At 48.2% G+C, this 19033-nt stretch carries 17 protein-coding genes; 11 read left to right on the forward strand and 6 right to left on the reverse strand.

The features are described 5' to 3' along the window. Positions 1–267: 267 nt before the first annotated feature. Both B4E62_RS06870 and B4E62_RS06875 read right to left on the reverse strand, forming a co-directional pair. The gene (locus tag B4E62_RS06870) at positions 268–1542 is read right to left on the reverse strand and encodes an MHYT domain-containing protein (RefSeq protein WP_310073801.1); all 1275 of its coding nucleotides are present in this window, start codon (positions 1540–1542) and stop codon (positions 268–270) included. A 194-nt stretch (positions 1543–1736) separates the two neighbouring features. Further along, complete coding sequence (locus B4E62_RS06875; RefSeq protein WP_331351579.1) at positions 1737–3029, reverse strand: NAD(P)/FAD-dependent oxidoreductase; 1293 nt, start codon at positions 3027–3029, stop codon at positions 1737–1739. 160 nt (positions 3030–3189) lie between these two features. Here B4E62_RS06875 and B4E62_RS06880 point away from each other — a divergent pair, with 160 nt between their 5' ends. The 7 genes from B4E62_RS06880 to B4E62_RS06910 all read left to right on the forward strand — a co-directional run bounded on the left by B4E62_RS06880 (position 3190) and on the right by B4E62_RS06910 (position 10693). Beyond that, positions 3190–3513 carry a metalloregulator ArsR/SmtB family transcription factor gene (locus tag B4E62_RS06880; protein ID WP_331351580.1) on the forward strand — a complete coding sequence of 108 codons (324 nt, stop codon included), beginning with the start codon at positions 3190–3192 and terminating at the stop codon, positions 3511–3513. 137 nt (positions 3514–3650) lie between these two features. Further along, positions 3651–4715: an efflux RND transporter periplasmic adaptor subunit gene (locus tag B4E62_RS06885; protein ID WP_331351581.1), complete on the forward strand. Its 1065-nt coding sequence runs from the start codon at positions 3651–3653 to the stop codon at positions 4713–4715. Positions 4716–4718: 3 nt separating this feature from the next. Further along, complete coding sequence (locus tag B4E62_RS06890; RefSeq protein WP_331351582.1) at positions 4719–7991, forward strand: efflux RND transporter permease subunit; 3273 nt, start codon at positions 4719–4721, stop codon at positions 7989–7991. A 27-nt stretch (positions 7992–8018) separates the two neighbouring features. Continuing rightward, positions 8019–8237: a DUF2892 domain-containing protein gene (locus tag B4E62_RS06895; RefSeq protein ID WP_310073791.1), complete on the forward strand. Its 219-nt coding sequence runs from the start codon at positions 8019–8021 to the stop codon at positions 8235–8237. Between the two features lie 125 nt (positions 8238–8362). Continuing rightward, positions 8363–8758: a DUF6165 family protein gene (locus B4E62_RS06900; protein WP_331351583.1), complete on the forward strand. Its 396-nt coding sequence runs from the start codon at positions 8363–8365 to the stop codon at positions 8756–8758. Positions 8759–8794: 36 nt separating this feature from the next. Then, the gene (gene waaC / locus B4E62_RS06905; protein WP_331351584.1) at positions 8795–9829 is read left to right on the forward strand and encodes a lipopolysaccharide heptosyltransferase I; all 1035 of its coding nucleotides are present in this window, start codon (positions 8795–8797) and stop codon (positions 9827–9829) included. 36 nt (positions 9830–9865) lie between these two features. Continuing rightward, on the forward strand, positions 9866–10693 hold the full coding sequence (locus B4E62_RS06910) for a glycosyltransferase family 2 protein (protein WP_310073785.1): 828 nt from the start codon (positions 9866–9868) through the stop codon (positions 10691–10693). 28 nt (positions 10694–10721) lie between these two features. On the opposite strand, the gene B4E62_RS06915 is transcribed toward B4E62_RS06910, so the two are convergent. Then, entirely contained in the window at positions 10722–11645 is a 924-nt protein-coding gene (locus tag B4E62_RS06915) for a prolyl oligopeptidase family serine peptidase (RefSeq protein ID WP_331351585.1), read from the reverse strand. Between the two features lie 299 nt (positions 11646–11944). Here B4E62_RS06915 and B4E62_RS06920 point away from each other — a divergent pair, with 299 nt between their 5' ends. The 4 genes from B4E62_RS06920 (at position 11945) to B4E62_RS06935 (ending at position 15843) form a co-directional block, all read left to right on the forward strand. Further along, positions 11945–13045, forward strand: coding sequence for a sensor histidine kinase (locus tag B4E62_RS06920; RefSeq protein ID WP_310073781.1), 1101 nt, complete (start codon positions 11945–11947; stop codon positions 13043–13045). Between the two features lie 6 nt (positions 13046–13051). Beyond that, positions 13052–13648 carry a response regulator transcription factor gene (locus B4E62_RS06925; RefSeq protein ID WP_133685314.1) on the forward strand — a complete coding sequence of 199 codons (597 nt, stop codon included), beginning with the start codon at positions 13052–13054 and terminating at the stop codon, positions 13646–13648. A 252-nt stretch (positions 13649–13900) separates the two neighbouring features. Further along, positions 13901–14206 carry a DUF485 domain-containing protein gene (locus B4E62_RS06930; protein WP_331351586.1) on the forward strand — a complete coding sequence of 102 codons (306 nt, stop codon included), beginning with the start codon at positions 13901–13903 and terminating at the stop codon, positions 14204–14206. Continuing rightward, the gene (locus B4E62_RS06935) at positions 14203–15843 is read left to right on the forward strand and encodes a cation acetate symporter (RefSeq protein WP_331351587.1); all 1641 of its coding nucleotides are present in this window, start codon (positions 14203–14205) and stop codon (positions 15841–15843) included. The genes B4E62_RS06930 and B4E62_RS06935 overlap by 4 nt, the downstream gene beginning before the upstream one ends. 54 nt (positions 15844–15897) lie before the next feature. Here B4E62_RS06935 and B4E62_RS06940 read toward each other — a convergent pair whose 3' ends face one another. The 3 genes from B4E62_RS06940 to B4E62_RS06950 form a co-directional block, all read right to left on the reverse strand. Continuing rightward, on the reverse strand, positions 15898–16965 hold the full coding sequence (locus B4E62_RS06940; protein ID WP_331351588.1) for a GGDEF domain-containing protein: 1068 nt from the start codon (positions 16963–16965) through the stop codon (positions 15898–15900). A 204-nt stretch (positions 16966–17169) separates the two neighbouring features. Beyond that, a complete protein-coding gene (locus B4E62_RS06945) occupies positions 17170–18183 on the reverse strand; it encodes a glycoside hydrolase family 16 protein (RefSeq protein ID WP_310073771.1) in 1014 nt (337 codons plus the stop codon). Between the two features lie 169 nt (positions 18184–18352). Continuing rightward, entirely contained in the window at positions 18353–19018 is a 666-nt protein-coding gene (locus B4E62_RS06950; protein ID WP_331351589.1) for an RluA family pseudouridine synthase, read from the reverse strand. Positions 19019–19033: the final 15 nt, after the last annotated feature.

Here is a 19033-nt window from a genome sequence, read left to right on the forward strand (position 1 = left end):
AGTGAGCATCACAAATGCGAACCCGTGGGTAAATTTGGGTTTATAAGAAACAAATTTAGCAAGCGAAACGCGACTTTATTCACACTCCATTTCAGAATGAAACATGCTGTGAGCCTTGTGCCACTAAATAAAACAGGTAGGTGGGACGTAATTAGCGGAGTTCGGACAAACTGCTAAACAAATACTCATACAAATCCTGCATAAAAAAACGCCAGAGTGTTCGCTCCGGCGTTCTGACAGTAAACAACAGTGAGGAACCCGACCAAATCACACCACTTCCAAAGCAGCCTCTTGATGCTCCTCGCCCGAGGTATAGCGAACGCGCTGTGCTGCGCGAATCAGGTTGCGGCTGTTAGTGCCCGACTTGGGGTATTCACTGAAGCCAAAACTCCATTTACATAACGTGAGTTTGCCACTGATCGCCACCGAGCTTTTAAACGCACTGGCCATTTTTTGCACCAATGCTTGCAACATCACCGGATCATTTGAGGGAATAATCACCATAAAACTGTTGCTGCTGTAACGTGCAATCAACTCGGCAGTCGCCAACCGGGATTGCAACTCAGCCACAAAATAATTGATCAATGCCTGCGCAAACGCTTCGCCGTGACGCTGGCTTAGATCGCGGTAATCGCTCAACTCAAAATAGCCAAGCATAAATGCAGCGGGGATTTTATTGGCATCAGTCACTGTGAGTTTTTCCAGCACCCGCGCCTCCAGCAAGCTGCGATTCGCGAGGCCGGTTAGTGAATCGTAAAACGCCGCCTGCCGGGCTGATTCGTTTTTATTTTTTTCTGCCTGACGCGCGCGCTCCATTGCACGAAAATCGGTATAGGCGGAATACAGGGCGAGCAGCAATAAAATGCTGGCAGCAATCGCTGTAGGAATACCCATCCAATCACCGCGCAATAAATTTTCAGGGTGGCTCTGCGCGCCCATCGGATAACTGGCTGCCGCCATTCCGGTATAGTGCATGCCGCAGATAGCCGCGCCCATCACCAACGCCGCCAATACTTTAAAGGCCAGTGCATATTGGGGCGGGACATCGCGCACCTTGCGGCAAATCACCAGCGCAGCACCGGATGCAACTACCGCTATCACGCCAGAAAGAATCACCAGCAGCGTGTCGTATTCAATACCGGGATGCATTTGCATCGCATACATGCCGCCGTAGTGCATCGCGAAAATCCCTGCTCCCATAATGAATGCACTCGACGCGATAGTTTTCACCGACACTTTCGGCAGAGTAATCACGTATAGAGCCAAAGCCGATGCCAACACAGCAGGCACCCACGAGAGCAGAGTCATAGTTGCATTGAAGCTCATGTGCATATGCATGGGCATGGTGTAGGCGCTCATCCCCACAAAGTGCATCGACCAGATTCCGCTGCCAAGGCTGAGCGCTCCGGCCGCCAGCCAGAATCGGCGCGACCGGCCGCTTAAATCGAATACCCGGGTACCAAAATAAATTGCCGTGTAAGATGCGATCACCGCCACGCAATAAGATGCAAAAACCAGCATCCAGTTGTAAGAACCTTCCATTAGAGCCACCTTTCGAGAAATTGATAGTTGCTTTACGCGCCATACCAATTCCCGGATCAAGACTCTTTTTCGGCTTTACTCTTCCTTACCTCAAGCTACCTGGCTTAAAGCCGTAACTCAAACCGAACATCGGCACCATTGTGACGTTTTGCAATAAAATCTTGCGCGACAAAATGCTGCGCAAAGTTTTTCACTCAGTGGAAGTGATGCATTTTTTTATCAAGCCGGCGCAGACCAATTGCATCCAACAACCATTTTTCATAAAAGGGCTCGGACACGCCGGTTTTCATTTTGGCGATGAAATATTTCTCGAACGCGATTTTCCCGAGATGAGCCCACTTACCTTGCTTGTACCACATGATATTGCGCGGCGGCATTTGCGGTACGGCGATAAACGCAGCGCCGGTGTCACCCATATCCGCCAGACAAAATGCGCTCCAGCTACCTTCAAAATCAGCAACTTCACCATTAATTTCCGCGGCAATATTGTGTACCAACGCGGTCATCATGGATTCGATCATATAGCCGGTTTTAGGCGCGCCTGTTGGTACAGGTGTTTGTTCAATCGGCGGAATTGCTACACACACACCCGCCGCGAAAATACTGGGATATTTGGTACTGCGCTGGTGTTTATCGATCAACACAAAACCGCGCGGATTGCACAAACCCTCCACTTTCGCTACCGCATCCACTCCTTTAAATGCGGGCAGCATCATGGAATGCACAAAGGGTAATTCGTGCTGCTTAATCACCTGCCCTTGCGCATCAACTTCATCGACAAACATTTTTCCCGCTTCAATGCGTGTGGTTTTGGCGTTTGTAATCCAATTAATGGAACGTTTGCGCAGCTCCGATTCCATCATGCCTTTTGAGTCGCCCACACCACCCAGACCCAAATGGCCAATGTACGGCTCACTGGTAACAAAAGTGATAGGTACGCGGTGGCGCACGCCTGCCCGGCTGAGCGCAGTATCCAAAATAAAGGCGTATTCATAGGCCGGGCCAAAACAGCTGGCGCCGGGCATAGCACCAATAACCACAGGGCCGGGATTCTCTACCAGCTTTTTATAATCCTCATAGGAATGTTCGGCGTGGGGCAAGGTGCAGACCGATTGGGTAAAACCGCCATGAGGGCCAGCGCCGGGTACTTCATCAAAGGCTAACTTGGGGCCCGTGGCGATGACGAGATAGTCATAATCCACGCGCTTTCCGTCATTTAAGGTGAGGTATTTATCGACCGGGTTAATTTCATCCACCCGCTGGGCGATAAAAGTGATGTTTTTCTTTTCAAGATAAGAGCGAATCGGGAAGCTGATTTGTTCCGCTTCACGCCATCCCACCGCCAACCAGGGGTTTGACGGGACGAATTGAAAATTTTCCTTTTCGTTAATCACAGTAACTTGGTGATGTTTACCCAGGGCATCGTGCATTTCATAAGCACCCGCCATCCCCCCCAACCCTGCTCCAACAAATACGACATGAGCCATAGCACACCTCCTCAGCATCGTTGATCGTGACAATACTCGCGGCATGGGGCCAATTGCAGGAATCTGCTCCCCAAGTTAAATCATAGACGACTAATTTAGGTATTGCTAATTTAAATTTATCTAATATAATGAAATCAAACCCACAACAGGTAGACGCAAAATGAATATGATCGTTAGCGGAGACGCCGGTCTGGATGGCATGCAACAACATGCACAGAATGCCGCCGCACTGCTCAAGGCACTGGCAAATGAAAACCGTTTGATGATTCTCTGCACCCTGATGGGAGGCGAGATGTCCGTAGGTGAACTAAATGAAAAGGTACCGCTGAGCCAATCTGCATTGTCGCAACATTTGGCCAGCTTGCGCGAGGCAGGCTTAGTGAGCACACGCAAAGAAGCACAGACGGTTTTTTACAGCCTGGAAGGTGATGAAGCCACAAAGGTCATAACCGTACTGCAATCTATTTACTGCCCAGTGGAATAATTGCTTATCGAGCTAGCAGCATGAGCTGTCAACGAATTCGCCTGTTTGATTTAATGGCCAACAAAGCTGATGGACGTAGCCGTGCCAGCAAATCGCGCTTGCGGTAAAGAGTTATGCGAATTTATTAAGGAGCCTTTATGAAAATCACTCTAATGAAACTCGCACGCATAAATTTGACCCCCATCATCGCACTCGTTATTTCATTGAGCAGCGCACTCTTCTTATTCGCCTGCAGCAAAGAATCGCCTGCAATTGTAGCGCCGAAAAAAATACCGGAACTCGCCAGCATTCAGTTGCAACCCCAAACTACTGCTCAGGAAATAAAATACGATGGTGTGATTGAAGCGATTAACCAAGCCACTGTGTCGGCACAGACCTCTGGTCGTATTCTGGAGATCCCCGTGGATGTGGGCGATTATGTTGCCAAAGGCGATTTAATTATTCGTTTTACCGACACCGAACAAAAAGCACGTGCGGCAAGCGCCAGAGCGCAATTTATCGAAGCTCAAGCGCAATACACGCGCATGCAAGAAATGCTCGCGAAAAAATTAATCGCGAAAGCAGATTTTGATAAAAGCGAAGCCGCATTTAAATCCGCTGAAGCCAATTCGCGCGAAGCCGAGCAGAACCTCGCTTATACTGCCATTTACGCACCCTATGCTGGCATTGTCGTAAGCCGTGCAGTCAATGTGGGCGAAACTGTGGCTCCTGGCAAAGCACTGATGACCGGTTTATCGCTCGAGCAATTACGTGCGCAGGTGGATATTCCCCAGCAACATATAGGCCCCGTCCGTAAATATAAAAAAGCACGTATTTATTTGACAGATGACAAAATCCTGGACAGCGGAGATTTGCGCATCCCTCCGAGTGCTGATCCACAAACCCACTCATTTAAAGTGTTGGTGAATTTACCTGAAGGCGATCATCAACTATTCCCCGGTACCTTTGTGAAAATTGGATTTGTCACTGGCGAGCAGGAACAATTGTTAGTTCCGGCGAGCGCCATTAGCAAACGCGGAGAAGTGAGCGGAGCTTATGTGATCAAAGAAGATGCGCTGGAATTTCGTCAACTCAACCTGGGATCGCTTACCAGTAATAAAAACTATCCTGTCCTCGCCGGTGCATTTGCTGGAGAAAAAATTGCCGCTGATCCTATCGCCGCTGCAAATGCTTATAAAAATCTGCACACAGCGGGGCAATAAGCTATGGACCCGCACAGCACTCAGCAATCACTCGGTGTTTCCGGACGTATCGCACGGGCATTTTTAACCACGGAAATTACTCCGCTATTGGCACTCACCGGTTTATTGCTCGGCATCTTTGCCGTGCTGGTAACATCGCGCGAAGAAGAGCCACAAATCAATGTAACTTTTGCCAATGTGTTTATTCCCTTCCCCGGTGCCACTCCGGAAGAAGTGGAAGCACTGGTAACCAATCCCGCCGAACAAATCGTTTCAGAGATTGAAGGCGTCGAACATATTTATTCCTCCTCATCACTCGGCATGGCCACACTCACCGTGCGCTTTGAAGTCGGCGAACCGCGCACCGATGCAATAGTGCGTTTGTACAATGCGTTTTATGCCAACAGCGATTGGCTGCCGCGCAATCTGGGTGTAGGCCAACCGCTGATTAAACCCAAAGGCATTGATGATGTACCCGTAGTCGCACTAACGTTGTGGAGCAAAGATGTTGCAACGACTAATAACGATTTATTGAGTGTTGCGCGCGAATTACAAACCCAATTGCAGCGTGTGCCCGGCACGCGCGATATCGATATTCTCGGCGGTTCCGATAAAGTCGTGCAGGTATTATTTGATCCGGAACGCATGGCCGCATTTGGTTTGGCACTGGATGATTTACGCCACGCACTCGGCGCCGCCAACACCTCCCAAGCCGCAGGTTCAATGGTAAGCGATAACCGCGAAATGCTGGTGCAAGCCGGGGATTTTTTATTAACTCCAGAAGAAGTAGCAGATCTTGTTGTGGGTGTTTACCAAGGCGCGCCCGTATTTTTGCGCGACGTTGCACAAGTGAGTTTAGGTGCTGATCAACCCACACAATATGTCACTCATGGCTTTGGTTCTGCATCGCCCAACACAGATGGAAAAACCAACGGTCGTTATTCCGCCATTACCTTATCCATCGCCAAAAAGCCGGGCGAAAATGCCGTGGATGTAGCCGAGCAAGTGATTGAACGTGTCGAACAATTACGCGGTGTGAGTGTGCCGGATGCGATCAATGTGAATGTAACGCGCAACTATGGCGCTACGGCGGAAGACAAAGCGCAAACGCTGATAAAAAAATTAATTTTTGCAACGCTCTCTGTCATTATTCTTGTGCTCATTACCTTGGGCAAACGCGAAGCTGCTGTTGTAGGTGCAGCAGTCATAGTTACACTCGCGATCACACTATTTGCCTCATGGGCCTGGGGCTTTACGCTCAACCGTGTTTCACTTTTTGCATTAATTTTTTCCATCGGCATTTTAGTGGATGACGCGATTGTGGTCGTGGAAAATATTCATCGCCACATGAGCCAGGGAAAATTATCGCTGAATGAAGCAATACCACGTGCAGTTGATGAAGTAGGTGGCCCGACTATTTTGGCAACCTTCACCGTTATAGCCGCACTGCTGCCTATGGCATTTGTGACGGGATTGATGGGTCCTTATATGTTGCCCATTCCGATTAATGCGTCCACTGGCATGCTAATTTCCCTTGCTGTCGCCTTTATGTTTACGCCTTGGTTATATCGCCATTTATTTGCACATGTTGATCACGGCAGTGTTAACTCCGGTGCGAATGTACACACATCCCACGGCAATAAATTCCTGCCATTTTTTACGCGCATTATGACGCCGCTGTTAAATCGCGAAGCCGGAAAAAAAGCACGGCTTTGGTTGCTTGGTGGCATTCTCGGTTTAATCGCCGCATCGATCGGTTTAGTAGTCGTGCAAGCCGTGATGCTAAAAATGTTGCCCTTTGACAACAAAAGCGAATTCCAGATTGTGGTGGATATGCCCGAAGGCACGCCGCTGGAAAATACCCAAAAGGTATTGCAAGCGCTCGCGGATAAACTGGAAACCATTCCTGAAGTCACCGACTACCAATTGTATGCGGGCACCTCGGCGCCAATTAATTTTAATGGTTTGGTGCGGCAAAATTATTTGCGCCGCGCGCCGCACATGGGTGAGATTCAAGTCAACCTGGTGGACAAACATTTACGCGAACGCAAAAGCCATGAAATTGCCCTGGCCGCACGTGAATTAATTGCGGATGTTGGCAATACCATGAACGCGAATATCAAAGTAGTTGAAGTCCCTCCCGGTCCGCCCGTGTTATCGCCACTGGTGGCAGAAGTGTACGGCATGAATTACCAGCGTCAGCTCGATGTCGCCAGACAGGTGCGTACCGCCTTTGAAGCAACGCCCGATGTTGTCGATGTGGACGATACGATTGAAGCATCACAAACCCGTTGGTTAATCGCGGTGGATCGCGCCCGCGCCGCGCGTTTGGGTGTGGATCAAACCAGCGTCGCCAACGCGATCAGCACCGCACTCGCGGGAGAAGATGCCTCTTATCTGCATACTACCAATGCAAAAGTTGCCCTGCCCGTTCGGCTCGAATTGCCCGCAGGAGAGAAGGACAGCCTCGAGCGCGTGTTGGCAGTAAAAATCCGCGCGCGCGATGGCAATTTAATCGCGCTTAGCGAAGTCACTCGGGTTATCGAAAGCCAACGCCAACAAACCATTCACCACAAAGATTTGTTGCCAGTGGTTTATGTACTGGGTGATGTGGCAGGTGAAACCGACAGCCCGCTCTATGGATTGGCGGCAATATATGAACGCGTCGAAGAGATGCCAATTGATGGGCAAGTTATCGACCAATTTTTAAATTCACAGCCAGAAAACCCGGTCAACTGGAGCCTGAAATGGGACGGCGAGCTGCAAGTGACACTGGATACCTTTCGCGATATGGGTATCGCCTACTCCGTCGGATTGATCATGATTTATTTATTGGTGGTGGGTATGTTCAAGAGTTACTCAGTGCCGCTGATCATCATGGCGCCGATTCCGCTGACGATTATCGGCATCATGCCCGGTCACGCTTTGCTCGGCCAACAATTCACCGCGCCCAGCATGATCGGCATGATTGCGCTGGCCGGGATTATCGTGCGCAACTCCATTTTATTGGTGGATTTTATCCAACAGGAAATACGCAGCGGTAAATCATTAGAGGACGCGACCATCAGCGCTGCCGCTGTACGCGCCCTGCCGATTAGCCTTACCGCACTGGCAGCCATGATGGGCGGTTTCTTTATTGTAGATGACCCGATTTTTGGCGGTTTGGCTGTGTCGCTGATCTTCGGTCTTTTAGTATCAACCGTGCTGACATTGGTGGTGATCCCGGTGGTTTACTACGCTTACCACTATCGCCAGCACCCCTCCACCCACACCAGCGTTGCACGTGACCACACTTAACAACACTGACAATACGAGGAATTCATCATGTCTACCGAACGCGCACTCACCGCATTTGCCGGTCTAATGGTTCTGCTAAGCGTTGCCCTCACCCAATGGGTTCATCCGGGTTTTATATGGTTCACGGTGTTCATCGGCGCCAATCTGTTTCAACAATCCTTCACCGGTTTTTGCCCGGCCACACTGGTAATGCGCAAAGTATTCAACCTCAAATCTGAAAAAGAGCTCGCACTGAACATCAAATAACTGGCGCCATCACTCAAATAGCTCCTCCTCCCGAAAGGGGGGCTGGAGATGGGGGGCGGCCATTCGCCATGGGCGCCTCTATTTGTTAGAATCCCCGCCACAAAAATCCCCCCGAGAACCTAACCATGCTTATCCAAGCCCCTATTTCCCTTGGTGAATTAATCGACAAGATCACCATTTTGGAAATCAAAGCCGTCAATATCGGCGATGCAACCAAACTGAAAAATGTTACCTACGAACTGAATATTCTCAATGATAAAGTCAGCAGCCTGTTAGATTCCGCTCGCCAAACCAAACTGGCACCACTCAAACAAGCATTGAAAGATATCAACCAGGAACTCTGGATTATTGAAGACGATATACGCGATTGCGAACGCGACAAAGACTTCAGCGATAAATTTATCCAGCTCGCGCGCGCCGTGTATTTCACCAACGACAAACGCGCGGCCGTGAAAAAAGATATCAACCTCGCCTTTGGTTCAGAGTTGATCGAAGAAAAGTCGTACAAAAACTATCAATAATCCGCGTTACTGCTTACCTAATTGAAGAGTTCGTCCATGCGCATACTGCTCATCAAAATGTCCTCCATGGGCGACATCTTCCACACTTTTCCTGCAATCAGCGATATAAAACAGCACTATCCAGATGCAGAAATTGATTGGGTGGTGGAAGACAGTTTCAGCGAAATTGTAGATTGGCACCCTGGTGTGCACAAAGTCATCCCAATTAACCTGCGCCGCTGGGTTAAAACGCGCATTAAAAAACACTGGCAAGAATTTAAAGACTGGCGCAATTCAGTACGCAACACCACCTACGATTACATCATTGATGTACAGGGCCTGTTAAAAAGTGCGATAGTCGCCAAGTGCGCCAAAGGACACGGCATTGATGGCTACGCAAAAACCTCCGCGCGCGAGCCTGTCACTCACTGGTTTTACAAGCGCCAGCACATTGTTGATAAAGACCAGCATGCGGTGGAGCGCACTCGCCAATTAGTGGGCAAGGCATTGGGTTATACTCCGACGCCAAAATTGAATTTTGGCATCAACCAAAACTTTGTTCAGGTGGCCAAGAACCCGCGTAAATTAATTTTTATTATTGGCACCAGTTGGGTCACTAAACTTTGGGCGACCGGTGAGTGGCAAGCCTTAACAAAAATCGCCATCGATGCCGGTTTTAGTGTAGAAATTATTTGGGGCAGCCCGGAAGAACAAGCCATCGCTGACCAGATTATTGAATTCTGCCCGCAGGCAACAAGGCCAGAGCATCGGTTATCCATCACTACCATTGCTGAAAAATTAGTAGAGGCTGCAGGCGTTATAGGTTTGGATACCGGCTTTTCCCATCTTGCTGGCGCACTGGAAACACCGACTATTGCACTCTATGGTGCAACCTCGCCAGTAAAAGTAGGGCTTATTGGCGAGCACACGCAGAATTTACAGATAACAGAAAAGTTGGAGTGCATGCCCTGCCATAAACGCCACTGCAAATGGCTGCCGGAAAATAGCACCGATACACCAGCCTGCATGAGCGGCATTAAAGCCGAAGCCGTATGGCACGCACTGCAACAAAAACTACTTGCACACCCATAAAACAATTAGCCAGTAATTAAACTCAGGAATTATGTTATGACACCGCAAAAAATAGGCGTAGTCATTACCACTTACAACCAACCCAAGTGGCTCAAAAACGTGTTATTTGGTTATGAGGCACAACGTCATAATAATTTTACCGTGATTATTGCCGACGATGGGTCTGGCCAGCCTACACGCGACGTTATTGAATTTTTTCAGGCGCGCGGGAAATTAACTATCCAACATGTGTGGCATGAAGATAAAGGCTTTCAAAAATGCCAGATACTCAATAAAGCCATCGCACAAACTGATTGCGATTATTTAATTTTCACCGACGGCGATTGTGTGCCTGAACCTGATTTTATTAGTATTCATCAATCCCTGGCGCAACCCGGTTATTTTTTATCGGGTGGTTATGTGAAATTAACTACACCCGTATCTGAGGCAATTACCGAAGCCGACATCGCCAGCGGTGTTATTTTTAATATCGATTGGCTCAAAAAAGCCGGTCAACCATCCAACCATAAATTGTGGAAGCTAATTAAAAATAAAACCATCAAAGCGGTACTGAATGCAGTCACACCGACCAAAGCCACCTGGAATGGCATGAACAGTTCCACATGGACATCTGATATCAAAGCCTGCAACGGCTTTAATGAAGATATGCAATACGGCGGTTTGGATCGCGAATTGGGCGAGCGATTGTACAACCACGGATTGAAAGGGAAACAAGTGCGCTACAGCGTCAACTGTTTACATCTGGATCACCCGCGCGCTTATGACAATCCGGAAACCTGGAAAAAAAATTACGCGATCCGAAATGAAGTAAAACGCACGGGAAGATTTTGGGCGGAGAATGGGATTGTGAAGAAAAGCACTTGACCACTCTTACCCGTAATACAAACAACGATTATTTTTTCTGGTGCGCTAGCAGCCAATCATAAAGATCTTTGCTCGCATAGATTCGTTTCCATGCATCATGCCCCAAATCCTCATGAACGGTGAAAAGGACTTCTGAATCGCCCAACTCCTCCAGTTTATTTATTCCGGCATAAAAGAATTTTTTTGGTACAGATGTATCGCGCCCGCCCGCAAACGCCCATACAGGCAGGTTTGCTTTGGCGATAGGTGCCATTAAATCCGGATGCCCCCAGCCGACCACAGGCACCGCCGCCGCAAATAAATCGGGATGTTTGCTCGCCATATACCAAGTACCAAAGCCCCCATAACTTAACCCCGTCAGATACAGCCGTCGAGTGTCAGTGCGATAACTTCTTTGTACATGGCTAATCAATTGCAACAAATCCCGCTCTACTTGTTCCCACCCCATAGGTAATAACGGCGCTACTGCTGACATATCTTTTATGTCTTCACCGGTTTCCATCAATTGAGGGGTTGCAAATAAAGGTTCATAGGCGGGAACACCCTCAGGTAAACGCAGCGGAATTTTTGTACGGGTGCGGTTGGCAATGTAGGGCACTTTGCCCATAGTGAACATATGGAGCTGTGGCGAAATGATGATAAAAGGTAAATCTTTCTTTTGTATCCACGCCTCGTAGAGTGGACCGTGGCTGATGACATAATCCAACTCGTCCAAACCATTACCGCGCTCGCCGTTACCGTGTAAAAATAAAATCACAGGCCATTTTTTGTCGGTTTTCGTTTCATAACCACGCGGTAGATACACAAAATAATCGCGTTTTAGTTGATCTACACTACTGACATAGGGCACCCGTAAAAGCTGCTCAGCGGATGGAGTGTCTGCACTGGGGAAATGGCTGCATCCGGTCAACCAAACGATAATTAATATCGCAAAAAAAACAGATTGCTTCATGATCGATCCTATTGTTATCACTATGAGAAAACGCTGAACAGAATGGATTACAAAATCTAAACAACAAGGGTTTTTGCGTTTCTTAACCCCCTCACCCACACCGGATTGAGATGTAATGGCTCTTAATTGTGGCCCCCCGGTTCACTGACATTTGTCACAAGACACTGGTGACTTTCGCGGCTGGTGCAAGAAGCCCCGAAGAACCAGACTGGTTGCTAATTGAACCAGCCTGGATTCACCTGTAGCTACAACAGGTACATAATAGGCCTGTATCACAACCACCACGCAGACATACCGCCATGAATCATCACCCCGAACAATGCGCAGGCTCTATTTATTCTGCTAAATCATGGATTTGGCTGGTTTTCAGCCTTTATTACTTTGTGCCTGTGTACTACATGCCCTTCAGCGCACTTGCCCAGGTTTTGCTAGTGGGCATTTATTGTATTTTTGTATCACTGTATTTATGGGCGATTACTCTCAAAGCTCAACACGTATGGAAACCGGTACTTGCGATTGTTCTACTAGCTGTTGTTATTACTCCATACTCACCCGGTTCCAGCACATTTTTTTCGTATATAGGTTTTTTGGTTGGTTTTACTTATCGCACCAAAATCTGGCTATCGATAACCGGAGCTTTAGTGGCGATTATTATTGCCATGCATTACCAATTTAATTATCCATTCCCCTACTTTGCATTTCCGGCGCTCTCGGGATTGGCCACTATTGGCATTATTGGATATGTTGAAAAGCTTCGTATGGAAGCGCGCATTAGCCAGCAAAAAAGCCATCAGGAAATTGAACAATTGGCAGTTATTGCCGAACGCGAGCGCATTGCAAGAGACCTGCACGATATCCTTGGGCATACATTATCGAGCATTGCACTTAAGGCAGAATTAGCAGAAAAGTTATTGGAGCAGGAGAAGCATGAGCAAGTGCAACAACATTTGTCCGAGTTGCACCAAATTGCGCGCAATAGTTTAAGTTTGGTTAGGCAGACGGTATCCGGTTATAAACATCGCGGTCTTTCCGGTGAAGTGATGGAGTTGTGCGATAAGTTGCGGCAAAAAGGTTTTGTCGTGGAGCTGGATGGCGATATTCCCCAGCTGAGCCCACGCGCTGAAACCGCTATTATTTTGGCCTTAACGGAGTTAACCACAAATGTTTTGCGCCACAGCAAGGGTAATCACTGCAAGATAGAATTCCAACAAAATTGCGACAAAATTTTAGTGCGTATGCATGACAACGGTGAAGTGAAATCACTAGTACCTGGCAATGGTCTGCAAGGAATACAAGAGCGTCTGAACGCACTAATGGGAGATTTGCAATCTTCCATTAATAAAGGTTGTGAATTTATTATTTCATTGCCGCGCAATGAACTTAACCAGTTGGAATCCTGATAATCCATGAAAATTTTATTAGCCGAAGATCAATCAATGGTACGCGGTGCGTTAGCCGCATTGCTCAGCATGGAAAACGGTTTTGAAATCACCCAGGCAGAAGATGGCGACCGCGCCTGGCTGCTAATGAAACAAAACAGCTACGATATTTTACTCACCGACATTGAAATGCCGGGGCGCTCCGGCCTTGAATTAGCGCAGTGGGTGCTGCAACAAAAACTGCCCACCAAAACCATTATCATCACCACATTTGGCCGCTCGGGTTATATCCGCCGCGCAATTGATATGGGTGTTTCGGGATTTTTATTAAAAGATGCACCTTCGGAACAATTAATCCAAGCCATTTATAAAGTCATGGATGGCAAGCGCGTGATAGACGGTGAACTGGCGATGATGGCGCTGGGTGAAAGCGATCCACTCAATGATAAAGAACGCCGTGCCCTGCGTTTGGCAGCAGAAGGCAAAACCACCGCTGAAATTGCAACAGTGTTGTGTTTATCGGAGGGCACAGTGCGCAATTACCTCTCAGAGGCCATCGCCAAACTGCACGCTGCCAACCGTGTTGACGCCGCGCGCATCGCCCGCCAAAAAGGATGGATCTGATCAATCCCCTGCCTTGTATGCAAGTTTGTGAATTTTATCCCCGCTAGTATTCCTGTAGCGCCAAGATGGCTGCTAGAATCCGCCTGCGCTGCCAGCTCTGGCAGCAATCCATAACAGTGATAACAATCAATACATAACAGCGATAACACAATCAGTAACACCGGGTGGAAAATCTGGCAATCGTCATAGACCGGCGAACCACTCATTGCTCCAAGTCCACCCCATAATCTACAAAAAACAGGGAAACCTAGCATGCATACTGAAACTATCCGGCAGTTGCCGGAGTACGCGGCCCTGACCCGCGCACGTAAAAAAATTATGTGGCCGTTATCGCTCGCCACTATCGTTGCCTACTTCGCCTTGATTCTTACTATCGCATTCAATCCCACCGCACTGGGTAATCCAATCGGCGACGGCGTCACTTCAATCGGTATGGTGCTCGGCTTGGGCGTCATCCTTTTTTGTATGGTGATAACCGGTATTTATGTCTACTACGCCAACCGAGTGTTGGAACCCTTGACGCGCGCTATTGTGCAAAAAGCGGGAGACCAATCATGAAATTTCATGCTCCGCTCGCTGTATTACTGTCTGCAATGGCGACCTGTGCCTGGGCGCAGGCAACCAGCAGTTCCTCGATAAATACCACAGCCGTCGCAATGTTTTTAGCCTTCGTAGTAGTCACCCTAGGGATTACTTACTGGGCGGCTGGCCGTACCAAAACCACGAGCGATTTTTACGCTGCTGGCGGAGGTATTACCGGTTTTCAAAACGGATTGGCGATTGCGGGCGATTACATGTCTGCCGCATCCTTTTTAGGGATTGCCGGACTGGTATACACATCCGGTTTCGACGGTTTAATTTATGCCATCGGATTTTTAGTCGGCTGGCCCATCGTGTTGGTATTAATCGCCGAGCCGTTGCGCAATCTTGGCAAATACACCTTTGCCGATGTGGCCTCGTTTCGTTTACAACAAAAACCGATTCGTATCCTCGCTGCCAGCGGCTCACTGGTTACCGTCATATTTTATTTAATCGCACAGATGGTTGGCGCGGGAAAATTAATTGAATTGCTATTCGGTTTACCCTACGAATTTGCCGTGATCATTGTCGGTGTATTGATGACACTCTACGTAACGTTTGGCGGCATGATTGCTACCACTTGGGTGCAATTAATCAAGGCGATTTTATTACTGTCAGGTGCGTCACTCATGGCGTTTCTGGTGATGATGCAATTTGGTTTCAGCTTTGAAAATTTATTTGCGGAAGCCGTGAAAGTGCATGCAAAAGCCAATGCCATCATGGCGCCCGGCACACTGGTAAGTGACCCAATTTCAGCTATCTCGCTCGGCATCGCACTCATGTTTGGCACCGCCGGCCTACCGCATATTTTGATGCGTTTTTTCACCGTGAAAGACGCGGTACAAGCGCGCCGCTCCGTTTTCTATGCAACCGGGTTTATCGGCTACTTCTACATCCTCACGTTTATCATCGGTTTTGGCGCGATCATTTTGCTGCTGAAAAATCCTGCATATTTTACTGATGGTGTATTGATTGGTGGCGCCAATATGGCAGCGATTCATTTATCGCAGGCATTAGGTGGCGATATTTTATTAGGCTTTATATCGGCAGTTGCCTTCGCCACCATTCTCGCTGTGGTATCCGGTTTAACACTGGCCGGTTCAAGTGCGATCTCGCACGACCTTTACGCAACACTGGTGTTAAAAGGTGAGCGCGACGAGAAAAAAGAAATTCGCGCATCGCGTATCGCCACTGTGTGTTTGGGAGTAATCGCCGTATTGCTCGGGATTGTGTTTGAAAAACAAAACGTCGCGTTTATGGTTGGTCTTGCATTCTGTGTCGCCGCCAGCGCCAACTTCCCGATTCTGCTGTTGAGCATGTACTGGCGTAAACTCACCACACGCGGTGCCGTTATAGGAGGCGGACTGGGCTTATTTACTGCGGTAATACTCGTCGTGATAGGACCAACCGTGTGGGTCGATGCCTTTGGTTTCAAGCAGGCAATTTTCCCCTACAAGTATCCCGCCATTTTCTCGGTGAGCGCTGCGTTTATCGGTATTTGGTTTTTTTCAATCACCGACAAATCAGCCTCTGCAGCAAAAGAACAGGCTGCATTTGATGCACAATTTGTGCGTTCGCAAACGGGGATTGGTGCTGCTGAAGCAGCCCAACATTAAGGAGTAGTTGTGAATACTTCCTGTAGGAAGTATTCACAATCCTGCATAACAGTATCAGTCACAAGCTATTTGATCGCGACCATTTAATTTTGCTTGATAGAGGGCTTTATCAGCCCGTGCAATTAAACTCTCGAGTGAATCATTATCCCTGCGCGATGCTGCACCACCCGATGCCGTCAACTTACCGATCGGCGGAAACAAATCACTATTAATCGCAATACGCAATCGCTCAGCGACGGTGTATGCATCGCGCTCCGCTATCCCGCGAATCAATACCAAAAACTCTTCACCGCCCCAGCGAATCAAGTGGCCATCACTGCGTAGCGCTCCACTTACACGCATTGCAAATTGCTGCAATACACGGTCACCAACTAGATGACCATGGGTATCATTAATCAGTTTGAAATGATCTATGTCCAACATAATGATGCTGCCAGCAGTTCCGCTGCGCATAAATTCATCGAGCAATTGCTGGCCACCCCAACGATTATATTGTTGCGTCAATGCATCGCGTTCGGCCAAATTATGCATATGGGAATTATCATGTTGTAAGCGCTCCAGTTGCCGGCGTGCCCGGTGCTGAAACGGTAACAGCACCAATAACAGCAAAATCGCCAAGCCATAACTCATAAATATTTCCTGTCCGCGCGGTGTCCACAATTCCTCTTTGTGAATCAACAAATAGCTCAGGATCGGCACTGCATTTAGCAGCCATGCGACAATCATGATCGGAAATGCGCGCCGCGGCGGCAGCATAACCATCACCACTACAATAAAAATAATGAGGAAGGATGAGATGGGCGGGAAAATATCAATCAGAAGAATATCGGGAGCCTGATGCGCGCGCAGACTGTAATACCATGCAGGTAACGAGAGTGCCGCAACACCCACTCCAAATGCGGAATAGACAATACGCAAAATATTTTTGGGTCGGCAGATCAACCAGATCGCCAGGACCAGATTTGTTACGGCTACCGAAGGTGGGATAACTAAATCCATCAGCTCTGGGGCAGGTTCCAGATAGTGCAGCACGCTGGCAGCAGTGCCCACAAATCCGGTGAGCGCAAGCAACACTAGCACTCCGCGATAAAAAGTACGCTCATCAATGGCCTGGATCTGCATTCTTTACCTGTTAAACCATCGCTGCAGGTTGAGAATAACTGCACAGCGCCGGACGCTTATCGTTTGAAGCTGAGCATCTTAATGCCTAACGGTAAAATGACAAGTGATCGAACAAGAATAATCAGACAACTCCCTGTCCGATGCAAAACCTATTCGTTGCAGTCAACACATAACTGCTAGCAGGAAAGCCATGAGAAGCGATAACTAAAGGCCGCAGGGCGATGGCAGAACAGGATTTTGCTCTTTCACATTATCGACATAAGCCACTTTTTTACCGCGCAATTCTGCAATCTGTGCTTCCACTTTGGCGGTGCTGATAGCCACACCTTCCTGGAAAAATACCCAATCAATATCTTCCTGATATTCGCGCATTTCAGGCGAATCTACCGGACCTAAAGAACCATCCGCACCCTTGGGCATAAACCATAAATTAAAATTGATCGACATAAAATCCTCGGGATACACAGCACTGGTGTGTTCAGAGAATAATTTTCCATCGACGTAATAAGTAACTTTATTATCAGCAACTGTCAGTACCAGGGTCCGCCAACCGGCGTAGCTGCCCTCTTGCCGTGTAAACTCATTCACCTTTGTCCATGGCTCCAATTGGAAAGTATCCCAACTGGTTGTCCACATTGCGGGCTTGGCATTTTCGCCCCAGCCACCGTTGGGTAAATATTCAAAATCAGTTTCGCTGTAATTTTTATCCATAGGCGCTTTGAGCGGGCTAATGGCATACATGGTTTGGATGACTTCATCACCATCTGGCCCGTAACTCGGTTCATCGCGGAAAAATACGCGCGCAGCATAAGTACCTTCGCGATATTTACGTGCATGACAAAATTGCGTGTGCCGGGTTTTTTCGCCGGTACCATTGGTAACTGAACTCATGCGCACTGCGCCTGCTTCTGTTTCGGGAATATCTGTATGGAAAGATAATCCCTCTGCCGACCAGGTTGCCCCCTTGATCCCCGGATGGCCGGTTTCTGTTCTGACTTTCCAGCCATTGCTATGAAATGCGGCAAGATCCGGATAATTAAAATCATCAAAAAATACCGCAGCCGTTGCAGGAGCAGCTGCTAGCGATGATTGCGCTATTGATGACGCTTGCGCTGCCGAAGAAGTTTGTTGCACTGACGAATCCGTTTTGGAACCACAGCCTACAATTGCAATTGAGACGGAGAGAATACTGGTGAGAAAAAGTCGTTGATGGCCCATGTTGTTATCCTTTGTGGTTGATTGACGCTGTCAATTTCCCGCACATAGGACAACGTTGTCAAACAATTTGATATTTGCACTCGATAACTTAACGAGGTTTTACATAAATTGATGCAAAGTGAAAATGTCGTTAGTACTTTAAGAAAGAACAATCAGGAAATTAAGCCGCCTAAAAATCAGGAACTGACTCAATAAAAACGTCCTCACCTGTTACAGGATGTAAAAACCGCAAATCTGTCGCGTGGAGTAATAACCGATCAGCTGCAGTAGCAAATTCCCCACCATAGAATTCACAGCCCAAAATCGGGTGCCCTATCGCCTGTAAGTGCAAGCGCAGTTGATGGGAGCGGCCGGTGATGGGATGCAGGAATACACGTGTCGTTCGGGCTTGCTCGTCGCGCCCAAGCACTGTGAATTCTGTGACTGACGGTTTGCCGGTCGCTTGGCAGATTTTGTATTTAGGGCCTTCCCCGGACCCGATAGGCAAATCAATAGTGCCTTCATCTTGCGCTATCAACCCGGAAACTACCGCCGTGTAATGCTTGCTGACAGTACGCGCTTGGAATTGTTTGCTGATATCGGAAAGAGCTGGCTTATTGAGGGGAATTACCATGACCCCAGACGTATCAAAATCCAGCCGATGGACAATAGCGGCACCGGGATAATCGGGCAGTAATCGGCTGATTACCGAATCCCGATTTCGCGGATGGCGTCCCGGCACGCTGAGCAGGCGTGTAGGCTTGTTGATCAGGAGGAAATCTTGTTCTTTTTGCAATATTTCTACCTCCCCGTCACAGGGCGGAAGGATAAATAATTGGTCAATATCTGCTTGCATAAGTGAAATCGATAG

Origin of the sequence: Cellvibrio sp. UBA7671 (genome assembly GCA_002483145.1) — a bacterium.
GTDB classification, from domain to species: Bacteria; Pseudomonadota; Gammaproteobacteria; order Pseudomonadales; family Cellvibrionaceae; genus Cellvibrio; species Cellvibrio fibrivorans.